Origin of the sequence: Weissella paramesenteroides ATCC 33313 (genome assembly GCF_000160575.1) — a bacterium.
GTDB lineage: Bacteria > Bacillota > Bacilli > Lactobacillales > Lactobacillaceae > Weissella > Weissella paramesenteroides.
Genome location: NZ_GG697128.1, coordinates 152,170 through 175,764, shown reverse-complemented (window position 1 = coordinate 175,764; position 23,595 = coordinate 152,170). Strand labels below are relative to the sequence as shown.

Annotated in this window: 22 protein-coding genes and 1 riboswitch; of the genes, 4 read left to right on the top strand and 18 right to left on the bottom strand. The window is 36.4% G+C overall.

The window, feature by feature from the left end; translation table 11 throughout:
- Positions 1–31 precede the first annotated feature (31 nt).
- The 9 genes from HMPREF0877_RS00830 to HMPREF0877_RS00795 all read right to left on the bottom strand — a co-directional run bounded on the left by HMPREF0877_RS00830 (position 32) and on the right by HMPREF0877_RS00795 (position 8,220).
- Positions 32–826: a TraX family protein gene (locus tag HMPREF0877_RS00830; protein WP_002827195.1), complete on the bottom strand. Its 795-nt coding sequence runs from the start codon at positions 824–826 to the stop codon at positions 32–34.
- A 132-nt stretch (positions 827–958) separates the two neighbouring features.
- Positions 959–2,230, bottom strand: a complete 1,272-nt coding sequence (locus tag HMPREF0877_RS00825; protein ID WP_002827193.1) for an OFA family MFS transporter — start codon at positions 2,228–2,230, stop codon at positions 959–961.
- A gap of 211 nt (positions 2,231–2,441) precedes the next feature.
- The gene (locus tag HMPREF0877_RS00820) at positions 2,442–2,741 is read right to left on the bottom strand and encodes an MTH1187 family thiamine-binding protein (protein ID WP_002827191.1); all 300 of its coding nucleotides are present in this window, start codon (positions 2,739–2,741) and stop codon (positions 2,442–2,444) included.
- Positions 2,742–2,798: 57 nt separating this feature from the next.
- Complete coding sequence (locus tag HMPREF0877_RS00815; RefSeq protein WP_002827190.1) at positions 2,799–3,419, bottom strand: TenA family protein; 621 nt, start codon at positions 3,417–3,419, stop codon at positions 2,799–2,801.
- Positions 3,416–4,240, bottom strand: a complete 825-nt coding sequence (gene thiD, locus HMPREF0877_RS00810; RefSeq protein ID WP_040760134.1) for a bifunctional hydroxymethylpyrimidine kinase/phosphomethylpyrimidine kinase — start codon at positions 4,238–4,240, stop codon at positions 3,416–3,418. The genes HMPREF0877_RS00815 and thiD overlap by 4 nt, the downstream gene beginning before the upstream one ends.
- Before the next feature lie 69 nt (positions 4,241–4,309).
- A riboswitch (TPP riboswitch) is annotated at positions 4,310–4,409 on the bottom strand.
- A 46-nt stretch (positions 4,410–4,455) separates the two neighbouring features.
- A complete protein-coding gene (locus HMPREF0877_RS00805; protein ID WP_002827188.1) occupies positions 4,456–5,874 on the bottom strand; it encodes a Sapep family Mn(2+)-dependent dipeptidase in 1,419 nt (472 codons plus the stop codon).
- A 148-nt stretch (positions 5,875–6,022) separates the two neighbouring features.
- Complete coding sequence (locus HMPREF0877_RS10225) at positions 6,023–6,172, bottom strand: hypothetical protein (protein ID WP_002827186.1); 150 nt, start codon at positions 6,170–6,172, stop codon at positions 6,023–6,025.
- A gap of 118 nt (positions 6,173–6,290) precedes the next feature.
- Complete coding sequence (locus HMPREF0877_RS00800; protein WP_002827185.1) at positions 6,291–7,241, bottom strand: AEC family transporter; 951 nt, start codon at positions 7,239–7,241, stop codon at positions 6,291–6,293.
- A 73-nt stretch (positions 7,242–7,314) separates the two neighbouring features.
- The gene (locus HMPREF0877_RS00795) at positions 7,315–8,220 is read right to left on the bottom strand and encodes an ADP-ribosylglycohydrolase family protein (protein WP_040760131.1); all 906 of its coding nucleotides are present in this window, start codon (positions 8,218–8,220) and stop codon (positions 7,315–7,317) included.
- Positions 8,221–8,327: 107 nt separating this feature from the next.
- Here HMPREF0877_RS00795 and HMPREF0877_RS00790 point away from each other — a divergent pair, with 107 nt between their 5' ends.
- Positions 8,328–8,753, top strand: coding sequence for a DUF2507 domain-containing protein (locus tag HMPREF0877_RS00790; protein WP_002827181.1), 426 nt, complete (start codon positions 8,328–8,330; stop codon positions 8,751–8,753).
- Between the two features lie 136 nt (positions 8,754–8,889).
- Here the strand turns inward: HMPREF0877_RS00790 and trmB are convergent, their stop codons facing one another.
- The 3 genes from trmB to HMPREF0877_RS00775 are packed head-to-tail and all read right to left on the bottom strand — an operon-like array spanning position 8,890 to position 11,349.
- A complete protein-coding gene (gene trmB, locus HMPREF0877_RS00785; protein ID WP_002827179.1) occupies positions 8,890–9,552 on the bottom strand; it encodes a tRNA (guanosine(46)-N7)-methyltransferase TrmB in 663 nt (220 codons plus the stop codon).
- Entirely contained in the window at positions 9,536–10,645 is a 1,110-nt protein-coding gene (locus HMPREF0877_RS00780) for an ABC transporter permease (RefSeq protein WP_002827178.1), read from the bottom strand. The genes trmB and HMPREF0877_RS00780 overlap by 17 nt, the downstream gene beginning before the upstream one ends.
- Before the next feature lie 5 nt (positions 10,646–10,650).
- On the bottom strand, positions 10,651–11,349 hold the full coding sequence (locus HMPREF0877_RS00775) for an ABC transporter ATP-binding protein (protein ID WP_002827177.1): 699 nt from the start codon (positions 11,347–11,349) through the stop codon (positions 10,651–10,653).
- 120 nt (positions 11,350–11,469) lie between these two features.
- On the opposite strand from HMPREF0877_RS00775, the gene HMPREF0877_RS00770 reads away from it, so the two are divergent.
- From HMPREF0877_RS00770 to HMPREF0877_RS00760, 3 genes are all read left to right on the top strand, one after another.
- Positions 11,470–11,895: an HIT family protein gene (locus HMPREF0877_RS00770; protein WP_002827175.1), complete on the top strand. Its 426-nt coding sequence runs from the start codon at positions 11,470–11,472 to the stop codon at positions 11,893–11,895.
- Positions 11,896–11,898: 3 nt separating this feature from the next.
- Positions 11,899–12,153 carry a hypothetical protein gene (locus HMPREF0877_RS00765; protein ID WP_002827174.1) on the top strand — a complete coding sequence of 85 codons (255 nt, stop codon included), beginning with the start codon at positions 11,899–11,901 and terminating at the stop codon, positions 12,151–12,153.
- A gap of 223 nt (positions 12,154–12,376) precedes the next feature.
- The gene (locus HMPREF0877_RS00760) at positions 12,377–13,843 is read left to right on the top strand and encodes a peptide MFS transporter (protein ID WP_002827173.1); all 1,467 of its coding nucleotides are present in this window, start codon (positions 12,377–12,379) and stop codon (positions 13,841–13,843) included.
- 59 nt (positions 13,844–13,902) lie between these two features.
- On the opposite strand, the gene uvrB is transcribed toward HMPREF0877_RS00760, so the two are convergent.
- The 6 genes from uvrB to HMPREF0877_RS00730 form a co-directional block, all read right to left on the bottom strand.
- Positions 13,903–15,918, bottom strand: coding sequence for an excinuclease ABC subunit UvrB (uvrB, locus tag HMPREF0877_RS00755; RefSeq protein WP_002827172.1), 2,016 nt, complete (start codon positions 15,916–15,918; stop codon positions 13,903–13,905).
- Between the two features lie 115 nt (positions 15,919–16,033).
- Entirely contained in the window at positions 16,034–16,669 is a 636-nt protein-coding gene (locus HMPREF0877_RS00750) for a YfbR-like 5'-deoxynucleotidase (protein ID WP_040760127.1), read from the bottom strand.
- 102 nt (positions 16,670–16,771) lie between these two features.
- Positions 16,772–17,965, bottom strand: a complete 1,194-nt coding sequence (locus HMPREF0877_RS00745) for a CamS family sex pheromone protein (protein WP_002827170.1) — start codon at positions 17,963–17,965, stop codon at positions 16,772–16,774.
- A gap of 40 nt (positions 17,966–18,005) precedes the next feature.
- On the bottom strand, positions 18,006–20,033 hold the full coding sequence (gene ligA, locus HMPREF0877_RS00740; RefSeq protein WP_002827169.1) for an NAD-dependent DNA ligase LigA: 2,028 nt from the start codon (positions 20,031–20,033) through the stop codon (positions 18,006–18,008).
- A 14-nt stretch (positions 20,034–20,047) separates the two neighbouring features.
- Positions 20,048–22,327: a DNA helicase PcrA gene (gene pcrA / locus HMPREF0877_RS00735; RefSeq protein ID WP_002827168.1), complete on the bottom strand. Its 2,280-nt coding sequence runs from the start codon at positions 22,325–22,327 to the stop codon at positions 20,048–20,050.
- A gap of 35 nt (positions 22,328–22,362) precedes the next feature.
- Positions 22,363–23,496 carry a THUMP domain-containing class I SAM-dependent RNA methyltransferase gene (locus tag HMPREF0877_RS00730; RefSeq protein WP_040760122.1) on the bottom strand — a complete coding sequence of 378 codons (1,134 nt, stop codon included), beginning with the start codon at positions 23,494–23,496 and terminating at the stop codon, positions 22,363–22,365.
- Between the last annotated feature and the right edge of the window lie 99 nt (positions 23,497–23,595).

Below are 23,595 nucleotides of genomic sequence, written 5' to 3'. Positions count from 1 at the left end.
TTAAAATGATGTGCTTTTTTTGTGTTTAATTTTAATATAGCCAAGCGGCAAGTGCATATAAGAAAATGAGATGCGCTGGATAGAAGATATAAAAGAAATACTTCATACCCCGTCCTTTTGTTCCGTTATATAAAGCAATTGGAATGATGGCGAAAATCATCATCCATTGTGTAGAACCAAAGAAACCGTAGATAGCGGCGACAACAACGATGCTTAATAGTTGGGCCCATCGAACGTTTCGGAATATATACATGATTGGAATAAGCAAAACCATGGCACCATTTTCTGCAAGCATAATTGCTGGATTAATGGCTAATAGAGCTTGCATGATCAATTTTTGAGCTAACGAAATTGAACCACTTGATGCAAGTAAGGGCATCATGATTATTGATAACAAGAATGGCAACAAAAATAAGAGCACACCCAACGAGATATGTTTACCAGCATGACCACCCTTTACTTTCTCAAATTGATCGATGGCAGCCATAAAAATGGTTCCAATAAACAAATCACGAAATATGTTATTGATCAATTGAACTTGTTCAAAACCAATAATTTGTTGTGTTAAGTTCATTAGTATTGCCATTACCACCATACTAATATACAAGCGAAGCATATAAGTTTTCTTACTATGTGTATGGGCAAAGCCGACAACGGCTGTAAAGAAAAATAAAGTTGCTACTGGACGACCAAACCAATCTAGCCATGCTGGTGCGCCAAATGGTGCAAAGTTTTGGTGAAAATGGTCAATGACCATTAAAACTAATCCAATAACCTTAATATCAAAGGTTGTCAGTTGTAGAAAATGTCCTTGCTTTGTTTTCATAGAAATACCTCTCCGTAAATATGTATTTGATTTATACAAATTATCATAAATGATATTATACAGAAAATAGTATTAAAAAAGCTACCGATTTTATCAAAATCGATAGCTAGAAATTTTATATTTGTAAAAAAATTAGTTTTTGTAAACTGGCTTCTTAATAAATACCCAAATCAATAATGAAACGATCAGCATTACCATATAGATATTAAAGACAACGGATAAGTTACCGCCAGCAAGTGACAAAATAATGGCACCTGCTAAACTTCCGAAACCAAATCCTTGGTAAATTAGAGAGTAGTTTTGACTATGATTCTTCAAACCGAAGTAGTCACCAACCATGGTTGGATAAACTGTAATCGTACCACCAAAGAAGAAACCAACAGCAATCATTGCGGCATAAAATACCGGAACACTTAGATGACTACTAAATGCCAAAGTAGCTACGGCAATAAAGGTTACAACGTATGAAAGAATAAACATCGGCTTACGACCAAATTTATCTGAAAGTGATCCAATCAAGAAACGACCAATAGTATTAGCAATTGCAACTACGGCAACGATATTTGTAGCTTGTGCAATATCTAATCCGGCCAAATTTGTACCCAAGTTAGATGAAATTCCAGTCAAGTAAACAGACAAAGAAATTGTTAGCAAGGCAATGAATAGCAAGTATGCTTGTGGCTTACGTAGCATTTCACGAGTCGTGAACTCATGGTGAGTTGGATCGTCGACAACATCCTCAGCCTTTGCTTCTGGTGCATCATGAATGAATAATGCACCACCTACGATTAGAAGCATTGATAAGAATCCCCAAGCCATTAAAGCATGTGGCAAGTTGTGAACGATATTCGTTCCTAGAAAAGCTGAGTCAATATATTTGAAAACAAATGATCCTAATCCATAGAAGGCAACTGAAATACCAGAAATTAGACCTGTTTTCTCAGGGAACCATTTGATGGCATTTGATAGCGTTGACATGTAAGCAATACCATCGGCAGCACCTAACATAACACCTGCTGACAAATAGTATAGCCATAATTGATCTGCAGAACTAACGCGTGATGCGATAAAGACTGAAATACCAAATAAGATACCGGCTGAGATCGTGACTTTACGAACACCAAATTTCTTGACTAATGAGCCAACAAAAATCGTTGATAATGATAAGGCTAATGCACCAATTGAAAAAATCAATGAAATAGATCCTAAATGTGGCTGGACAGCCGCAGGTTTACCTGTAGCTGGATCTAATACCAATTGATGAAACATCTTTAAAATTGGTGTGTTAAAAATACTCCATGCGTAAAAGGTTCCCACACCCAATTGCACAAGAGCAGTACCAAAAATTACCAACCAACGATTGACAACTTTTGGTTGACTCTCTGACGATAATGCAGTTTGCATAATAATATCTCCTTAAAAAACCTAAATTAAACATACACGTTGTGAAAACGCTTACGGTATTTAAATATAGTCCCATTTAAAGGATTTGTCTACACAAATCATTATAAAAATCAGGAATTTATTTATTTCAGATTCTTTTTGAAAGAAAAAAGGATAAGTACACCTTATTTAGTGCCCTATCCTTTGTAAATTGATATTAATACAAAAACGATTATCCCTCTAATTTATGGCTAAGTTTCTGTAGTTTTGTTTCAATTGTGTTTGTGTGACCAGGTCGAATATCGGCATTTAGAGAAACATATGCACGGATACCTTTATCTGTTAACGTTTGAATGGCCTTTTGCACGGTATTCATAACATCTGACCACTCCCCCTCAATTTCAGTACCCATGGCGGTTGTTTTGTAAGTAAGTCCAGATTCTTCGATTACCCCAATAATATCGTTTACATAGCTACTTAGTTCATCACCAACACCAAAAGGTGCTATCGCAACTGAAATTAATGTATTCATTTTAAATCCCTCTCTTCAATACATAGTCTATATTTATTATAACATTTAATACAGTACTTAGTGTCGTGCTGCTTGATCCCAAAAAGTAAGTTCATATTGGTAAGATGTTAAATATGTTGATAAATAAGCCTGCTGTGTTTCAAAAGATAGTTTCTGCCAGTCAGGTACCTGTTGATCAACTACTTGCCAGCTCCATTGTGTGAATGCTTTATAATCGGGACTAGTGTAATAAGCTAGCCAAGGTTCATAAGTATTATTAGGGAACTTATTAATAAAATGGGTGCCTATTAAATGGTACGACTCCGTACATGGTAATAAAGCCAACATTGCATTTGTGGCATCACCTTGCATAATCGCCTTTTCCATGTGCTCTAGATAGGCTAAATTATGTTGGTCAGGTGGTATATTTAGCATTGCCTGACTTGCTAACAAGGCATCGTGAGCAGTTTGTTCGTCTGTAGACACAGGCTTTGAAGCTTGCTGCAATGGTGTTAATTTTTCTGTCGTTAAGTCAAATAGTTTACCGAAATAGTCGGTATAATAGGTATCTTGTGCAACATAATAGTCTCGCTGTGTTTGCGACAAATTATCTGAGCCTATGCCTTGTACAAAAGATGAGTGATAGATATCATTCCGTATTGATGTAGATTGTTGTAATAGAAATTCATGGAAGGTCATTTGTTATCCTCCGTCCCCATTGTGATAGCCACCCAATGGTTTAATGGGCCATGACCATGACCAACATTGATTGTTTGCCGAATGGCTTCGTAAGTGAATTTTTTAGCAACAGGCATAATATCCTTCAAATCATACCCTTTTGCTAGATTTGCAGTTATAAATGATGATAAGGTATCACCAGTGCCGTGCGTACGTTTTGTTTTGATACCAGGCATTGTGAGCCATTCTGATGAACCGTCAGCATATAGAATGTAGTCGGCAAACTCATTTTTTAAATCAGCACGATGGCCGCCTTTTATTAAGACGTTTTTAACGCCCATATTTTGGATTGTCATAGCTGCATGAATAATGTCTTGATCAGTTTTTAATGAACGACCAACAAGTATCTCAGCTTCTGGTAGATTTGGTGTTATCAAGAATGCGAGTGGTATAAGTTCTGTTTTCAAAGTATCGATCGCTGTGTCACTTAATAAGTGTGAGCCACCCTTTGCCACCATTACTGGGTCGATAATTAGTTTTCCCAGGTTATGTGATTGCCATCCTTGTGCAACCGCATGAACACGAACCTCATCCAGTAATGCGCCAGTTTTGGCCGCTTTGATATCTAAGTCATCAGCGATACTTTTAAATTCCTCTAAAATAAACTTTGCAGGAATCGGATATTGGTCCTGCACACCATAAGTATTTTGAGCGGTTAGCCCGACTACAATCGTCGCAGCATAAACTCCTTGATTATGAAATGTTTTTAAATCCGCATTGATACCAGCCCCACCACTGGCATCAGTTGAAGCAATTGTTATAACTTGTGGTATATCTATCATGATTCCTCCCGCATTCATGGCAATTTAAAAAGCACAGAAAACCAGGAAATTGGTTTTCTGTGCTTTAAATCGCATTGACCATTACTTTCCTTCGTTAGTACTAACTAAACAGGTTCAAAGGGTCCGTTAATTAACGTCTCAGCCATAAAGGGCTCCCCTAGTAAATATTAAATTACATGCTAATTATCACATTTATTTTTTTATAGGTCAACACATTATAGATTATCTGATAGGGCTAGTATTTCTGCTACGATAAGATCGATACCAGTTTGGTAGTTCGCCAAATTAAAGGATTCGTTTGCTCCATGAGCTGTTGATGGTTCATCTGTTGGAATGATACCAAATCCAACGCCACTTGACATTAGACGTCCGAAGGAAGCCCCACCATTTACGCCTTGATCGGGTAATTTACCAGTAACAGATTGAAAGGCATCTGCTAATAATTTAACAAGTTTGTTATCTTTACCTACATAGTGCGGTACAAGCCCTGCCGGATCACGAACGATGTTAGTTAGCCAAGGTTCATCAGTCAATATTTGATCAACGGTTTCGGCTTCATCAAACGCTAGTGAATGACGGAAGTTTAAGTTAATATGACCAGTTGTATTGTTAATGAAGTCAGTAATGCCAACATTTTGACTGGTTTTTCCGAGCTTTGGTTCTGACTTGCCATATCCAGAGTGCTCACCATAGGGATCCTTATGTAATTTCTGTCCAACAAATTGTAGGAAGTTAGATGCATTACCTTTAAAGTCATACTGTGTCAAAAAATTAGCAAGATAGGTTGCGGCATTTTTACCAGTTTCTGGGCGAGCAGCATGAGTTGCAACTCCCTGTACTGTCAGAACGGTTTGTTCACCGTTCTGGCTTAAAGTTCCCGAAATATTCTCTTCTTGACAGTATTGGTCAAAGTTATTTTGTAGATCATTGACAGGAATGCCAGAGAAAGTAGCTATAGCAAATCCAGGTAAAACATTAGTTGCTGAACCACTTTTAAAGTTGATTAACTTAATTGGGGCATCTTCAGGATTTGTGGCATCAAAATATAAATCTAGCTGACTAATACCCTTTTCACCGTATGATAGATTTGCTGCACCATCGGGTGAAAAGCCATATTGCAGGTCCCCTTCCTCTGCAAAATACTGGTGCATATCTGCCCATTCACTTTCTTCATCAGTACCGATGATAAATCTAATTTGGTGTTTCAATGGCAGTTGGGCATCTTTAATCGCTTTAATTGCGTAGTAAGTTAACATAACGGCTGCCTTCATATCATCTGCCCCACGTGCATAAATATGATTATCATCTTTAATGACTGGCGTGAATGGGTCAGTTTGCCATTGGTCAATATCGTTTACAGGTACAACATCGACATGCACAATGACGCCAATTGGCTGTTCATCATCTTCAGGTCCAATATAGATGTATCCTGCTCGATTACCAACCGTTCCTACTTTCTGAAAGCCATCACGCTTGGCAATTGCCATCATAAAATCAAGAGCTGCTTTTGGACCAGGCCCATAAGGAGCGTCTGTTGTGGCTTGTGCATCATTTCTTACAGAAGGAATTTTAAGTAATTCTGTCAAATCGCTTAACCAAGCATCATGATATGTTGTTGTATTAATTATATTCATTTAATAAATCTCCCAAATAATTCATCATATTATCATAATCTTAGCAATTATTGAAATAATATGCAATAAAAATAATTAAAAACGAATAAATAAACAAAAAAAGAAACACAGTGAGCACCGTGTTCCTTTTTGTATCAAATTGTGCAAGCTAAATCAAATGACGTCGAAAAATTTCTTGATATAGTGCTGTTATTGTCGTGTTTGCAAGTCGTTTTGGCCGCTTTGCTACTAAAATTTGACTGACACCAGCCTCCTTCAATGTTTGCTTAGCCCAGGCTTTTGTACCAAATAATGCCATTGTTATGCCTCCCTTTTTTGACTTAAACTATGAAATGAATGGTTATATAAAATATAACCATTACAAGGTAACCGTAGTACGAACAAGGCAGGTAACGCAAGGAAAAACTCTTACGATGTTATTGAATAACAAACATCAGTACTGGAATGACTAGCAACATTAATAAGGTTGTTTGTGTAATACTAATAGACGCAAATTTATAATCTGCTTTATATTCGAGTGCCATGACTGCCGCGTTGGTCATGGCGGGCATGGCGGACTGAATAATAAATACTTGTTTTAGTAATGTAGGCAAATCAAATGGCATCATAATGAGAGCCATTGTGAGTGGTGCTAAAACAAAACGACTTAATGATAAGGTCACCGTTTCTTTATTTGGTAGCAAGTCTTTACGAGAAGTCTTAGCAATGGCAAAACCAATAAATACCAGTGCCAAAGGAACATTGGTATCTCCTAATTCTGTTAAATCAGTAACCAAAAATGCTGGTAGTTTTACATTAATAAAAACTAGTATTAATGAGATGAGTAGCGCAATCATTGGTGGATTAAAGACACCAGCTAGCGTTTTTTTCAGATTAAAATGGTTATTGTCGTGATTACCATCAATTGAAATCATATAAACACCTATTGTCCAAAATACGGTCGTGTTAGCCATATAGTAGATCAAAACATATGGTAAACTATTCATACCAAATAATGCCATATTGACTGGTAGGCCAACGGTTATTGTATTTGAATTAAAAAGTAGCGACTGAAAAAGGCCTTTGTGTTTTGGATCAACGTGAATAATGCGCGCAATAAAAAATGATAAAACTAACAGTAGCATCATACTGCTTAAAGGAAATAAAATATTTGTTCCCATTGCCAGTAATGTTTTAGGTGTAAAGTCTTGAGGTATATGAACAATTAAATAAGCTGGTAATGCAACTTTTGAAATAAAGCCAGATAAAAATCGACTTATTTTACCATCAGAATCATCAAAAATGTTTCCCCTAATTAAAATAAATCCGATTGCTACTAACCCTAAAATCATTAAAACGCCAGTTATACTATGGGTTAATGCTGCCATTTAATTATAAATTCCTTCTTTCTGAAAAAAATAAAAAAAAGATGGCTGGTTAGCCATCTTTTATGCAACAGTATTAATTAAAATTATGGCTTTTATTTGCTATGTGAAGTACATCCATCACTATTGCTAATTCTTTATCATTAGTACTATATCTTTCAAGAAATTCTTGATGGTATAAAATGCCAGCTAGTGAACCAACAAGAGGCATAATACGTTCTGATTCGCCTGGTAAAGTTTGAGTAAGTGATATTGCATTTTCAAAACTTGTACTATTTAGTATGACCCAAATCGTTGTTGCCAATGTATCAACCACATATCCTGATGTATGCAATGATTCTATGGATTCACTTTTTAAATCAGGTTTATTTAGTGCTTGAAATGCTGGTAAAAATTGTGCAAAAATTTGATGCTGTGAATAATATTCATAAGAACCACTCACTGCTTGATCAACCGCTTCAATAAGCGGCATATTTTGTAATATGTTATTTACTAACATTGCATATAAACCACTAGCGATTAATGACTGGGGATGATTATGAGTCAAACCAGTAATTTGATGTAACATTAGCATTGCCGGCTCATGAGAGACAAAATCTTCACCATATTGTGATCGTAAATACAGTATGACTGGCGTAATATGCATTAGAGCGCCATTTCCATTGTCGGATAGTTCACGACCACCTGAATTAAATGGATCACTTGTTCGCTTGTACTTATCCAATGCGAAGGTTGTTGTGCTACCAACCGTCATGGGCTTTTTAGAATGTTTGGTGTATTCACCAGCTTGATACCAACTTAGGTATCGATCCATCATGTCAGTTAAATTATAACCGTATGACAGACTGCTTATTGTTGCTAAAGTTAAAGCGGAGTCTCCACTCCATGATGTTCGCTGACTGTCAACTTGCCGTTGTGCGATTAAATCACCAGTAACTAAACCTAGCGTACTGTTATTTAGGGGACTATACGGTAAAACCATGTAAAACTCCATCCTTTCAAGAATATTATTGTAACACTCATGTAAACTGTTGGCAAATTAAGCATGAATACACTATAATTATTTTTGAACATTCAAAGGAGCAAACAATGACAGAATCAACAGTAAACCAGAACTTTGATATTTTTTCACTCGTATTATTACGTGATCATTTATTGCCTGAATTATTACAAGATGATCAATCAGAGATTACATACTGGGCTGGTAAGTCAATCGCAAATGAGTTCCAATTAACTGGGGCTAATGAAATTCAGAATTTCTTTATGTCGGCTGGGTTTGGTTACCTTTCAAACACTTCCCAAAAATCATTTGAGCAAAAATGGTTACTAAACGGTCCTGTTGTTGACGAAAGATTGCTTAAACATCCAGATGCAAGTTTTGCATTTGAAGCTGGATTTTTGGCACAAGAAATCCAACAATTAACAAATTGTGGTGCAGAAGCACAGTGGGAAGCTGGGAAAAATTCAGTAACTATTACTGTTATCACTGAAGAATCTATTGAAATGCCAGACTAATAAGTAAGTCAAAAAAGGAAAGCGAGACAAAAGTCGTTTATGCTATCAAACTTTCATGCTAATAATTAATACATTTTTAGCAAAAAGAAGTTGGAACAAATTTTTTGTTCCAACTTTTTTTTTTATATAGTAGCAATTAGTTAAATGAACCTACAAACTTGTAAATTGGATAACCTTGTGAGGCAAACTTGTGTTCATATTCTGTTTCAACATTGTCGATCATCTTATCTTCATCTTCATGAAGGTTTAAAGATATACCGGCTGGATTGAAGCGAATACCAAAGTTAGCAAAAGAATAAAGTGAATATTCAAATAAACCACGATTATCAGTCTTGAACTCAAGCTCACCACCTACAGGTAGAACGGCCTGATAACTTTTAAGGAATGACTTATAAGTTAAGCGACGAGATTCATGACGGGTTTTTGGCCAAGGATCAGAGAAATTTAGAAATAGTTTACTAACTTCACCTTTAGCAAAGTATGTGTCTACACCAGCACCATCACCATAGATAAATTTTAGATTTGGTAGTTCATCTTCATATTCATCTGCCTTGCGACCGGCAACAGCGACTGCTGCTTCTTGAATTTCCATACCAATGAAATTGATATCAGGATATTTCTTAGCCATGCCAATAATAAATTGACCTTTACCAGTTCCAATTTCAATTTGCAAAGGTTGTTCTTTTGTAAAAATGCTTTGCCAATTGCCCTTTAATGAAACAGCACGGTCTTGGTTGATAACGAGATCCGCATGATTTTCTAACCATGGTTGTGCCCATTTTTTATTTCGTAAACGCACGAGTGTTTCTCCTTTGTGTGCTTTTATTGATTTTTTGTTCCGTATACCAGAATACCAAAATGCCCCCTATTACGACAAGACAAATTAGATTTTGTAACAACAAATTAATGCTAGGATCAGCGATAAAACCAATAATCACCCATATTAATTGGGTCGTTACTAACCATGGTAGCATCGCTAACTGAAATGCTCGTAAACGTTGTTGATTTGAGATTGGATACAAGAAATTAAAGACGATATGTTGATGTACATTGCTTAATGGTATTAACTGCAACACTAGCAGGTAAAACAATGTAATTAGTAGTATTGTTTGTAGCCAACCAGTGGTAAACCATGCAGCTAATCCGCCAAAAATAGTTAGTCGAAACCATAACTTAATGTATTGTGTACGACGTATAAAAGCTGTTACATATAGCTTGGTAATTGGATTGTTATTATGCCTATCCCAAAAACTAATAAGCGTATCAGCCCAGGTTTGTCGCTTTATCCGCGGTGTAATTCCGGGTACGTCAATGAATAAGTTGAAAAATGATAGTACAATAAATTGATGATTTTCTTCGGTGGTAACTAAATGTCGCCAATTAATTAATTTTGAATTGGAGGCATCTACAAATAACCGCTGCTTTTGTGCAATATGTTTAGTTAGTAACATTTTTAAGGCAACTAACACAATCGTAGTAGCTAAAACTAACGGGATAGAATTTGTTAATAATCGAAAAATCATGGGCCATAATGCCAACAACACAATGCCCTCAACAATGCCATTAATAATCATGCTATATGTCGTTGCTTGCTTTATTAATTTTCGTAATGACGTTTCATCACTTAATAGTGCTGTTGGATCAGCTGGTTTGATAAAATTAGTTGGATTTTTGAAAAAGATAAATGTCATTATAATGATAATGGTGATTAGTAATCTTGTCCAAATGTTGATAGGCGCAGTTTGCCATAATGATTGATATGCCAGTCCCCCAGCTCCTGCTAAAATAAATAATGCTAAGACAGCATGATCATTAAATACATATCTGAGATACTTGAGGTATTGATGCCATCGATTAGCAACACGATCTTTGAATAGATGATTTAATTTCATTGACCTTAATCCTCATTTACATTTAATTCAGGTACGAGCTTTGAAAAATCAGTTGCAGGTCCTTCTGCAGCGATTTGTCCATCCTTTAAGTAAACAAATTGATCTGCATGACTTGCAATGGTATTTAGAACATGAGTTGTTAAAAGAAAACTAGTACCTTCTTTTTTTCTACTATCAATCAGGGTTAGTAAGTCATTAACAGCAATAACATCTAAACCTAAGAATGGTTCGTCAATGATAAACAACTTTGCCTCTGTAATGAAGGCCATGACGATCATTACTTTTTGACGCATACCCTTTGAAAAATGCGTAGGAAACCATGTTAATTTATCTTCTAATCGGAAAATTTTCAACAACTGTTCAGCTCGTTGCCAAGCAACTTTTTCATCTAGCTGATAAGCAGCGATAGTTAATGCTAAATGCTCTTTTAGAGTTAACTCTTCATAAACGATTGGTTGTTCAGGAATATAAGCAAGTTGCGCTTTATAAGCAATAGGATTTTCTCCTAATGTTAAATTATTTAATGTAATACTACCTTGCTTGGGATTTAATAGACCAATAATATGATTGATCGTTGTTGATTTTCCAGAGCCGTTCAAACCGACTAACGCAGTTAATGTACCATCAGGGATAGTAAATGAAATATCCTTTAAAACAGTTAGTTTGCCATATCCTCCAGATAAGTTCTTAATTTCTAAGCTCATGTTATACACCTGTATTTCTATTATTTATTCTATTTTACCAAAAAACTTTCCATTATTTATACCAGACAGGAATTATAATTAACTGTATAATGAAGTTAATGTTAGAGGAGGAATATTAAGATGTCAGATGTATTTGATAAGATAATTGATGGTGAGATTCCTTCATATAAAGTATATGAAGATGACGATGTACTTGCATTTTTAGATTTAACGCAAGCAACACCTGGGCATACACTGGTTGTCCCTAAGAAACATGTTGCTAATATTTATGAATATGATGACGAACTAGCTGCACGTGTATTGGGTATTTTGCCTAAAATTGCTCGTGCTATCAAAGCAAGTGATGATAAAATTATCGGATTGAACATCATCAATAATAATGGTGAAGCAGCTGGGCAATCTGTTTTTCACTCACACTTCCATTTAGTGCCCCGCTATATTGATGATGAGTTCGATATTCCTGTTGTTGACAATAGTGAAAAAATGACTGACACAATTTATCAAGAACGCGCAAAAAAAATTGCAGCACAATTTGAAAAGGATTAATTTATGTTTGAAAAAGCAAAAATACGATTCCACGATTTGAAAGATGCTATTAAATACGAAAAAGATTCGGTTAATGATATAAAAAAATCAGTTTCGGATATTCAAGAGTCTTTAAATGGCATTAATTCTTTGGTCAATGACTTGCAAGGTCAACTTAAAAAATTAGATTTTAAAAATAAACCTCATCTTGAACGTATTAATGAAGCACAAACACGCATCACGGAATCTTTAGCTAACTTTCCCAAAAAGCAAAAATGAATAGACATACCGAAGAGAGTGAAACAATTAATTGCAGTCTCTTGGAAAGTATTTAAGGTGATCAATCTCCCGACTTCAAGTCAGTGGCGTGATCATCTTTTTTATTGCCAAATATGATAGGCAATCATGTATTTGATTTTCATTTTGAATAAGCGTAAAATTACAAACGTTCGTTTTTTAGAATAAATATGCACATTTTTTGATGTGAAGTGAGGTTTTTTTGATGAATCAGAAAGATAGTGCCTCATTTTTTGGTCAACCACGAGGTTTAATGACTTTGTTCTTTACTGAAATGTGGGAGCGCTTTTCATACTATGGTATGCGAGCCATACTATTATTTTATATGATATACGCCGCTGATAAAGGTGGTTTGGGATTTAATGCCGTCACTGGTGCGGCAATTATGTCTATTTACGGCTCGATGGTCTATCTATCAGGTATCATTGGTGGGTATCTAGCAGATCGTATTTTAGGATCTTGGCGAACGGTATTTTATGGTGGTGTCCTCATTATGTTTGGTCACATTGCCCTATCAATGCCTTTGGGAACAACTGGTCTTTTTTGTTCGATTTTCTTAATTACCTTAGGTACTGGTCTATTGAAACCAAATGTTGCGACAATGGTGGGAAATCTATACGATGCCGATGATGAGCGCCGAGATGCTGGTTTCTCGATTTATGTTTTTGGAATTAATTTAGGTTCCTTTGTCTCTCCTATTTTAGTAGGATGGTTTCAAGTACATGTCAACTTCCATGTTGCCTTTTCATTAGCTGCTATAGGAATGTTTATTGGTCTGATTCAATATACAATTGATGGACGGAAACACTTAAATAATGTTTCAAAAAAAGCACCATCACCTTTGCAGCCTGAAGAAATCAAATCATTAATTTGGAAAGTTGGATTGGGAATTATTGTCATTCTGTTAATCTTAGCTATTTTACAAATGACGGGCACGTTGAATATTAATTCAATTATCAACCTATTAACAGCTGTTGCTATTTTTGTACCAATTGCTTATTTTGTTGTCATGTTAACATCAAGTAAGACAACTAAGTTTGAGCGCCGTAAAGTTGTTGCGTATATTCCATTATTTATTGCGGCAATGTTGTTCTGGGTCATTGAAGAACAGGGATCAGTTGTTTTGGCGTTATTTGCCTCAAACCAAACAGCGCTTCATGGCATTCCGGCTTCTTGGTTCCAATCACTGAATCCACTATTTATTATGCTATTTACGCCTTTCTTCGTTTGGCTATGGTCGAAGAAGTTACGTGATAAACAACCCGCAACGGGCGTAAAATTTGCCTTGGGACTTGTATTTGCAGGTTTGTCATATGTTTGGATGGCTTTCCCAGGGATGTTATTTGGTGTAAATAATCATTTTAACCCGCTTTGGTTAGTGGCTTCTTGGGCATTAGTTGAAATTGGTGAAATGTTAATTTCTCCAGTTGGTTTATCAGCATCAGCCAAGATGGCACCTGTCGCATTCCAAGCACAGATGTTAACCGTTTGGAACCTATCTGATGCAACTGCACAAGCAGCCAATGCACAATTAGTCAAGCTATATGCACCTAATACTGAAATTGCTTACTTTTTGATTATTGGACTTATTACTGTGTTAGCCGGGTTATTGCTTTGGATTGCAACCAAAAAAATAAAAATTTTGAATGATAGTTTGAGTGAAGCTAATTAAGCAAAGTGCTCCATAATTGTTAGATATAAAACTCTAACGATTATGGAGCACTTTATTGTTTACTTACCAATTTGTAATTTTAATTCCATGACTGCATCACGGAGATTAGCGGCATCTTCAAAATCAAGACGTTTGGCTGCAGAACGCATTTGATCTTCAAGATTTGCAATCATTGCATTCTGATCATCACGTGCCATATCTTTAAAGGCAACATCGGTAAAGCTACCCTTCTCGGTAGATTGATTATCAACCTCATGGCTTGCCGAAATCAAATCACGAATGGCCTTCTTAATCGTGTGCGGTGTAATATTATGATCTTCATTGTATTGAATTTGTATATGACGGCGCCGAGAAGTTTCATCCATTGCTGCTTGCATTGAAGCAGTGACTGAGTCCGCATACATAATGACGTGACCATTTTCATTACGGGCAGCACGCCCAATCGTTTGAATTAAGGAACGTGTGTTACGCAAGAATCCTTCCTTGTCAGCATCGAGAATTGCAATTAATGAAACTTCAGGTACATCAATTCCCTCACGTAATAGATTGATACCGACTAATACATCGAATTTACCAAGACGTAAATCACGGATAATTTCGGTACGTTCTAATGTTTTAATATCGGAGTGTAGATATTTAACCTTAATACCAACGTCTTCAAGATAGTCAGTTAGGTCTTCAGCCATTTTTTTGGTCAAAGTTGTAACAAAAACACGTTCTTCATTGTCAACACGTTTGTTGATTTCCCCGATTAAATCATCGATTTGTCCCATTACTGGACGTACTTCGATTTCCGGATCTAATAGACCAGTTGGTCGAATGATTTGTTGTGCAACATCTGTTTCAGGCACACGATCATTTTCATAGTCACCTGGTGTCGCTGACATATAAATAATTTGGTTAACATGTTTTTCAAATTCTTCAATACGTAATGGTCGATTATCCAATGCTGAAGGCAAGCGGAACCCATAGTTAATCAAGGTCTCTTTTCTAGCACGATCCCCTTTATACATTCCTCGAACTTGTGGCATGGTAACATGTGATTCATCCACGATAATAATAAAATCATCAGGGAAAAAGTCTAATAGCGTAAAAGGTGGTTCGCCTGGCTGTCGACCATCCATATGACGGGAATAATTTTCAATTCCTGTCGTGAAGCCCATCTCTCTAATCATTTCAATATCATATTCAGTTCGCTGCTTCAACCGTTGTGCTTCAAGTAATTTGCCATCTTTTTCAAGCTTTTGTAATTGATCATCTAACTCTGCTTGAATTGTTTTTAAAGCACGATCACGTATCGCATCATTGGTCATAAAGTGGGTTGCTGGGAATATTGTTGCGAGGTCCAACTCAGCAGTTATTTCTCCAGTAAGCGAGTCAATTTCGCGAATACGGTCGACTTCATCACCAAAAAATTCAATTCTCAGTGCTTTGGCATCGGATGATGCTGGAAATACTTCTAAAACATCTCCTCTAACGCGAAAACGGCCACGTTGAAAATCGATATCATTCCGTTGAAATTGAATATCAATTAGTCGATGCATTAAGTCATTTCTTTCTAGAATATCTCCTACTCGAACATTAATGACATGATCATGATATTGTTCTGGATTACCTAAACCAAAGATTGATGACACTGAGGCGACGACAATTGTATCATTTCGGGCTAATAGCGAAGCAGTGGCCGAGTTACGTAACTTATCGATTTCATCATTAATTGATGAATCTTTTTCAATATAGGTATCTGATGATGGTACATAAGCTTCAGGCTGGTAGTAATCATAATATGAAACAAAGTATTCCACAGCATTATTAGGGAAAAACTCTTTAAATTCACCATATAATTGTCCTGCTAAAGTTTTATTGTGTGATAGTACTAAAACTGGTTTGTTCGTTTGCGCAATAACATTCGAAATGGTAAAGGTTTTTCCAGTCCCGGTTGCGCCCAGTAATATTTGTTCTTTAATACCATTTTTTAAGCCATTAACTAACTTTCTTATAGCTTCAGGCTGATCGCCGGTTGGTTGATATTTTGAAACTAATTCGTATTCATTATCAGTATGACGATTAATCATTATAGATATCCTGCTTTCTAGCTAAAAATAAAAGAGCAGCTGAGACAGTTTATTTTCTGCAGCTGCCCTTGTTAATGCTACTTTGTAAACTACTTTCTAACGCCATTATAACAGACTAGTCAGCATTAAAAATACCAATGTAAATACGTTGTAGTTTTTCTGAACCAGGGAAATGTTCATTTAGTAATTCAGGTAATACTTCTTTAATGAAATAGGCCACACTTGGCATATCACGGAAAGCAAAGATAGTTTCGAGACTTTCTTTATAAATTTCCGTAAATACAGGTTCGGGATTGCCTTTTTGAAGTTCACCAAATGCCTCATATAATAGGTCGACCTTATCGGCAACAGATAGGATTCGACCCTCTAATGTATCATCCTTACCCTCATGAAGACGACGAGTGTAAACTTCTTGTAATTCTTCAGGTATTTCAGTCCGAATAAAATTATCAGACAGTGTATCTTCTACATCTGCCAGCATATGTCTTAATGTAGATGATGCATATTTTACAGGAGTTCGAATATCACCAATAAAACGTTCCGTGATATCATGATTCAACGCCTTCTCGTATAACATACGCCAATCAACTTCTTTGCCATGTGCTTCTTCAATATCTCCAAGGAATTGAGCCGCCTCAGCCACTTTCCAAGAATGAGCAGCAACTGAATGTGGTTGATATTTAAAATATCCAGGTGCCCGAGTAATCATCTCTAGCTCATTCAAACCTGACAAATATTGGTGCATTCCCATTAGTATATGCCTCCTCATAAAATATATATTTTTACCATACTACTGTTAAATGTATAGAAATGCAAGAAAAAAAGCCACATTTCTGTGACTCTTTTATTGCGATTAGTATGAACCTAAGATAGTAACTTTATATTTACTATCATTTGCTCCTTGAATTAAGTATGCTTGCATACCCGTTGACGCTTCTATTTTAATTTTTACTGGTACGCCCTTAGGTAGATAATTTGGTGCACTCTGAGCAATATAATTAGCAAAACTTTCTATTTCAGTTGCTGAGTAGAATTGCGTTGAGACATCAACAATCAAGCCCTTTAGATTATTTCCTTCATAAGATGCCTGTCCAGTTACAGAAGACAAATTAGGGAAAAAGCTTTGAATATTATCTGAGAAGTTAGTGAAACTTGTATTCAGTTTTGTTGCAACTGATTTTTCATCACCAGTTCCGGTCTGCATTGGTAATACAACAGTCTGATCATTTATGTCGGTCCAATTACCAAGGGTATTACCTGACTTTGAGACGTTCCAACTGTAGAAATTACCACCTGCTAGTGAGTCATCCTTTGATTGGGCATACATAGCAACGTAGATGGGAATATCATTACCAATACCACTCATCTTACGGTATCTTTGGATAATTTCATTGGCCATTTCTTTACCTTTTTGAATACGATCGGCACTATTTATATCTTGTGTATAGCTAGCACCATATTGTTCCTTTTGGTAAACATCCTGTGTATTCATAGCTAATCCAAGCACAATACCATTCAACTTTAAATTGCTGCCCTCTTTAGTCATAAAGTCTTGTTCTTCGATAGTCTGTAAGTAAATTGGATTACGACTGCTATCTGTTTTACCATTATCTACTGGATTTAAGCCAGTTGGATTACTATCTGATTTACGATCTAGCCAATTATTAGCAGTATCAGTTGTTAAGTATTGTCCCTCTTGGAAAATATATTTTGATGTACTAAAGTGTTCCTTTGCGAAATCCTGTAAACCATTTTCAAAACTAACTTGGTCATACGTGTTATTTTGTTGAGTTGCAGAAACACCTCTAGCCTTACTCGTCAAATATCGACCATTCTTTATCACCGTCTGATAAGAAGAGTTGTTATTTTTTTCGGTTATTTGAATTCCTTTTTTGGAACTTGATTTTGTTGCCGTGGTTGTTGTTTTGCCACTATTTGAATTTGAAACTGAAGAAGAGTTTTTAGAAAAAAAGTTTCCAAAGAAAACTAGTGCTGCAATTAACACCGCAACAACACCAATGGCAGAAAGCCATTTTACTGCACGCATACGTGTTCTCCTTTTAATCTAAACCATTTAGTTTAGAAATTTATTCATTATTATCCATAGTATCACGCAATTGTTTTTCTGACCAAATTTCAATATTTAAATCTTGGGCTTTTGTGAGTTTAGAACCAGCATTCTCTCCAGCAATCAGTAAGTCAGTTTTTTTCGAAACTGAGCTGGCCACAATAGCTCCCTGAGACTCTAACCATGCAGATGCATCACGTCTTGAAAATAGTGACAGCGAACCCGTTAATACGATTTTTTTGCCTGAAAACATTGGATTATCGATTACAGCTGTTTGAGAAGTAAATTCTGTATTGACCTTAAGTTCTATAAAGTCGTTTAATAGCTGCTGTGCTTGCTCTGTAGCAAAGTATTGTGCAACACTATCGCCAATCGTTAACCCCATACCTGGTAATTTAGCAATATCATCAGCTGTTGCTTCAGCTATTGCCTTAAGGTTACCAAACTTTGTGGCTATTGTTTTAGCAGCCTTTGCCCCAACGTTTCGTATACCTAAGCCAAATAGTAAACGTTCTACAGAATTATTCTTTGATAAGTTAATTGCATTTAATAGATTGTTTGCAGCTGTATCACCAAACTTATCTAAGTTAATTAAATCATCATATTGTAATCGATATAAATCAGTAACTTTAGTAATTAATCCATGTGCTAGTAATTGTGAAATAATTTTAGGACCTAGTCCGTCAATATTCATCGCATTTCGAGAAGCAAAATGGGTTAATGATTCTTGTACTTGTGCAGGACAGGCGGGATTAATGCATCTTAATGCAACCTCCCCATCAACGTGCACAAGTGATTGATGACAGGCAGGACATTCTTTTGGTAATTCGTAAAGTACACTATCTTCTGGCCGTCGTTCAATAATGACTTTCCCAACTTCAGGAATAATGTCACCAGCTTTATGCAGGGTTACCGTATCACCAATTCGAATGTCTTTTGCTTGTAAATAATCAGCATTATGGAGTGAAGCACGAGACACGGTTGTTCCTGCAAGTTGAACAGGGTTCATCACTGCAGTAGGTGTAACAGCTCCAGTGCGTCCGACAGTCCATTCAATACCTTGAATGATGGTCTCTGCTTCTTCTGGTGGAAATTTGTATGCAATTGCCCACTTTGGCACTTTTACTGTATTCCCTAGTTCTTCATGAAAACTTAAATTATTTACTTTAATTACAATACCATCAATACCATATGAAAGTGAATCACGATGATTTGTCTGTGAAACAATATAATTTTCAACATCAGTCGTACTCGTAACAACAGCATTTGTATTGTTTGCAGGTAGACCTAATTGACTTAATCGGATTAACAATTCAGATTGCGTCTTAATGTTTAAAGACCGTGGTGCATCCACTACCTGATACATAAATGCAGATAGTTTACGCTTTTTTGTAATAAGCGGGTCTAATTGTCTAAGTGATCCTGCTGCTGCATTTCGTGGATTTGCAAATGTTGGCAAACCATCTCGTTCACGGCTTTCATTTAATGAGACAAATGCCTCTTTGGGCATATAAATCTCACCACGGACTTCAATAGATAGCGGTTCACTTAATTTTTTGGGGATGTCATCAACATACTTAATATTACTAGTTACATCCTCACCAACATTACCATCACCACGTGTGGAAGCTTGGACTAACAATCCTTCTTGGTAGACCAAACTAATTGCTAGACCATCTATCTTTAACTCCGCATTATAGATTAGTTCTTCTGTAAATGATTTTTGTGTGTTTACCATCCAGTTGGTTAATTCATCCATTGAAAAAACATCTCCCAAAGATAACATGGGAACGTCATGTTCAACCTTAGGTAATTCGGACTTTGTTTTATGACCACCAACTTGTTGTGTAATAGAGTCTGGATTGACTAATTCTGGGAAGGCTGCTTCAAGTTCTTGTAAACGTTTATAAACTTTATCATATTCAGCATCCTCAACAGTTGGAGAATCATTTTCATAATATTCCTTAGCCCATTGTTGTAGCTGCAATTGTAACTTTTCCATTTGTTGAGCAGCTTCAGTTGGGTCTGTTAGAGCAACCTCTGTCATGAATAATCTCCTGTCTATTTTTCGACTTTACTAATGGGAGCAAAGGCAGCTAATAGTCGTTTAATGCCTTGAGCTGGAAAAGCGATGTCTAATTCTTTATCTTCGCCATCTCCCGTAATCTTGATGACATGACCAATTCCCCACTTCTTATGTTGAACGGCATCACCAATTACCCAATCCTTCTTTTCAGCACCAGTATTTGTGACGTTTGGTCTTGATTGACTAGTGAGCTGGACAGGTTGTTGCCGCTTACGGCCACTAAATGTTACTCCTTGTGCCGGAACGGAACGTTTACTGAATGGTAGATCTCTTTCGCGATTCAAAGATTGGAAACCAGAACCATCATACTTTTCATCGATTAACTTTGCGTCAATTTCATCAATGAATCTTGACGCAGGATTACTGGTTGTTCGTCCATATAATAATCTTGAATAAGCATTTGTTAGAAATAGTTTTTCTTTTGCGCGCGTAATACCCACATAGGCTAGACGACGTTCCTCTTCAAGCTGATCATCATCTGCGGCTGCCCTTGATAATGGGAAAATATTCTCCTCCATACCAACTAGAAATACCACAGGGAATTCCAATCCTTTCGCAGCGTGAAGTGTCATTAGTGTAATCTGGTTGTTACTATTTTCGTCAACATTATCTAAATCAGAAACTAATGCTAACTCCCCCAAAAAGTCAACGTACTTTGAGATACTTTCATCACTTGGTTCATAGTTTTTATCAAATTCTTCTGTGACTGATAAAAACTCGGACAAATTTTCAAGTCGTCCTTCGTTTTCTGGTGTTGGTGACTTTTTGAGTTGGGCTTCATAGCCAGATTTTTCTAAAATAGATTTTGTTAAATCAGTTAAGCTTAAATCAAATGACATTTGTTTGATAAAGTCTGAAATCATTTTAGCAAAATCAGTTAGTTTATTCGCTGCTCTTGCAGAAAGTCCAGGAATTAAAGTCGCATTAGCTGCACTATCCAAAAGTGTCCAATTGTTTTCTAGCGCAAATCGGCGTAATTTCTCTAGTGAAGTTTGACCAATACCACGTTTTGGTTCATTAACAATGCGTAAGAAATTTTCATTATCAGCTGGATTTGTTACTAATGACAAATACGCCAAAACATCACGGATTTCCTTACGATCATAGAATTTTGAACCGCCAACGACAGTATATGGCATGTTGGCCTTTACCAACGCCTCTTCAACCCCACGCGATTGTGCATTTGTTCGATATAAAACGGCAAAATCTTTATAATCATGTTGTTGTGTATCAACAGCATCACGAATTTCTTTAATAACAAAGAGGGCTTCTGAACGATCAGATTGACCACGATAGTATGTGATTTTTTCACCTTCACCATTATCAGTCCAAAGTTTTTTAGCAATCCGTTCATTGTTATTACGGATCACTGCATTGGCAGCGTCAAGAATTGTTTGTGTTGATCGGTAATTTTGCTCAAGCATGACTGTTTTGGCATCAGGATATTCTTTACTGAAATTCAGAATAATCTGCATGTTTGCACCACGCCAGCCATAAATTGATTGGTCTGAATCTCCAACAACCGCTAAATTACGATGTTTTGCTGAAAGTAACGTTACTAACTCATATTGTGCATCATTCGTGTCTTGATACTCATCAACATGCACATAAAGAAACTTTTCTTGATAATAACTAAGAACTTCTTGATCTTTGTGTAATAGCTCTATTGTAAGCATAATCAGATCGTCAAAGTCTAGTGACTGAGCTAAGGCTAAACGGTGTTGATATTCCTTATAAGCTTTACCGACAATTTCTTCAAATGGCCCTGTTGCTTTTTTGACGTATTCTTCAGGTCCTTCCATCGCATTCTTTGCATTAGAAATGGCACCTAATACTGAACGAGGAGCATATTTTTCAATATCAACATTGAAGTCTTTTAAAATTCGTTTTATTAAAGTACGCTGGGCACTTGCATCAATAATAGAAAAGTCCTTTTTATAACCTAGCTTATCAATGTCACGACGTAAAATACGAACTGCCAGAGCGTGAAAAGTTGATACCCAAACAGCTTCGGCATCTGATTCTTCCACAAGCTGACTAATACGTTCTTTCATCTCACGCGCAGCTTTATTGGTAAAAGTGATTGCCAAAATACGCCAAGGTAAAACATCCAAATCCTGTATTAGATGAGCGACGCGATGCGTTAACACACGTGTTTTTCCAGAACCCGCACCAGCCATTATTAATAGTGGCCCTTCTGTTGTCATAACAGCTTCAGCTTGCTTATCATTCATACCCGCAAGTAACGGATTCATAGTATGTCTCCTCTCGAATTTCAAATATTGTCTAACTAATTGCGAATTTTTTTACCCCAATATTGATATAAATCAACTTTTAATGCACCATTATACAATTTGCGCTTTTTTGTTGCTTTTTTACCAAACGCGGTTTCAAATTCTTCATCTGATGTCAAAATATATTTAGACCAAGTTGGCATTTTGTTATAGATATGTCCCATTTGACTGTACAGTTTACGAGCAGCCTCTTCATCTCCTAGACGCTCACCATAAGGCGGGTTAGCAACCAGGACACCATTGATTTTGTCAGTTGACCAATCTGCTGCAGCTAACTGTTTAAAGGTAATGTCCTCACCTACTCCAGCAGCTTCGGCATTAGCTTTAGCAATCTCAATCATATTTTCATCAATATCATAACCAGTTATGTCTAATGGTTCATCAAAATTAATCATACTACGTGCTTGTGCTTTTAAGGTTTGACCAATATTTTTATCAAACCAGTCCCAATCAGTAATATCAAACTCACGATTTAAACCAGGAGCAATATTACGTCCAATTAATGCCGCCTCGATAGCAATTGTACCTGATCCAGTTGTCGGATCGACAAATGGGTTATCCGTGAACCAATGTGCTAATTTTACTAGTGCCGCAGCCATAGTTTCCTTTAAGGGAGCCCCACCTTTTTCCGTACGGTAACCACGTTTAAATAATGAATCACCCGTTGTATCTAGTGTAATCATAACGTGGTTTTTGTCGATGGCCGTCTCTAAAACATACCGTTGTCCAGTTTCTGGAAGATAGCTATGAGTATGGTAAGCTTCGGATAGACGCTTGACAATTGCTTTTTTAGTAATTGCCTGTACAGTTGGAACGGAATGTAATATTGAATTTTTTGATCGTCCATTTACTGGAAAATTAGCATCATATGGAAGTAAATCTTCCCAAGGAAATGATTTTGTTTTTTCAAATAATTGATCAAAAGTTTTTGCATCAAATTCTTGAACAACTATTTTAATTCGATCAGCAACGCGCAACCATAGGTTTGTTCGATAAATATCTTCAACAGTACCATCAAAAAAAACTCGTCCGTTTTCTGTTTCTGTTGCGTACCCCATTTCTTTTAGTTCACGGGCTACTAGTGATTCCATACCAGCACCCATTGTTGCCATAAGTTTAAAGTTTTTCATGTTCCGTTCTCTTTTCAAGTTGATACTTTTCATTATAAATGAGATTAAAAATTTGGGCAAAAAGAAAACCGACGCCACAAGGACGTCGGCTGCCTGATG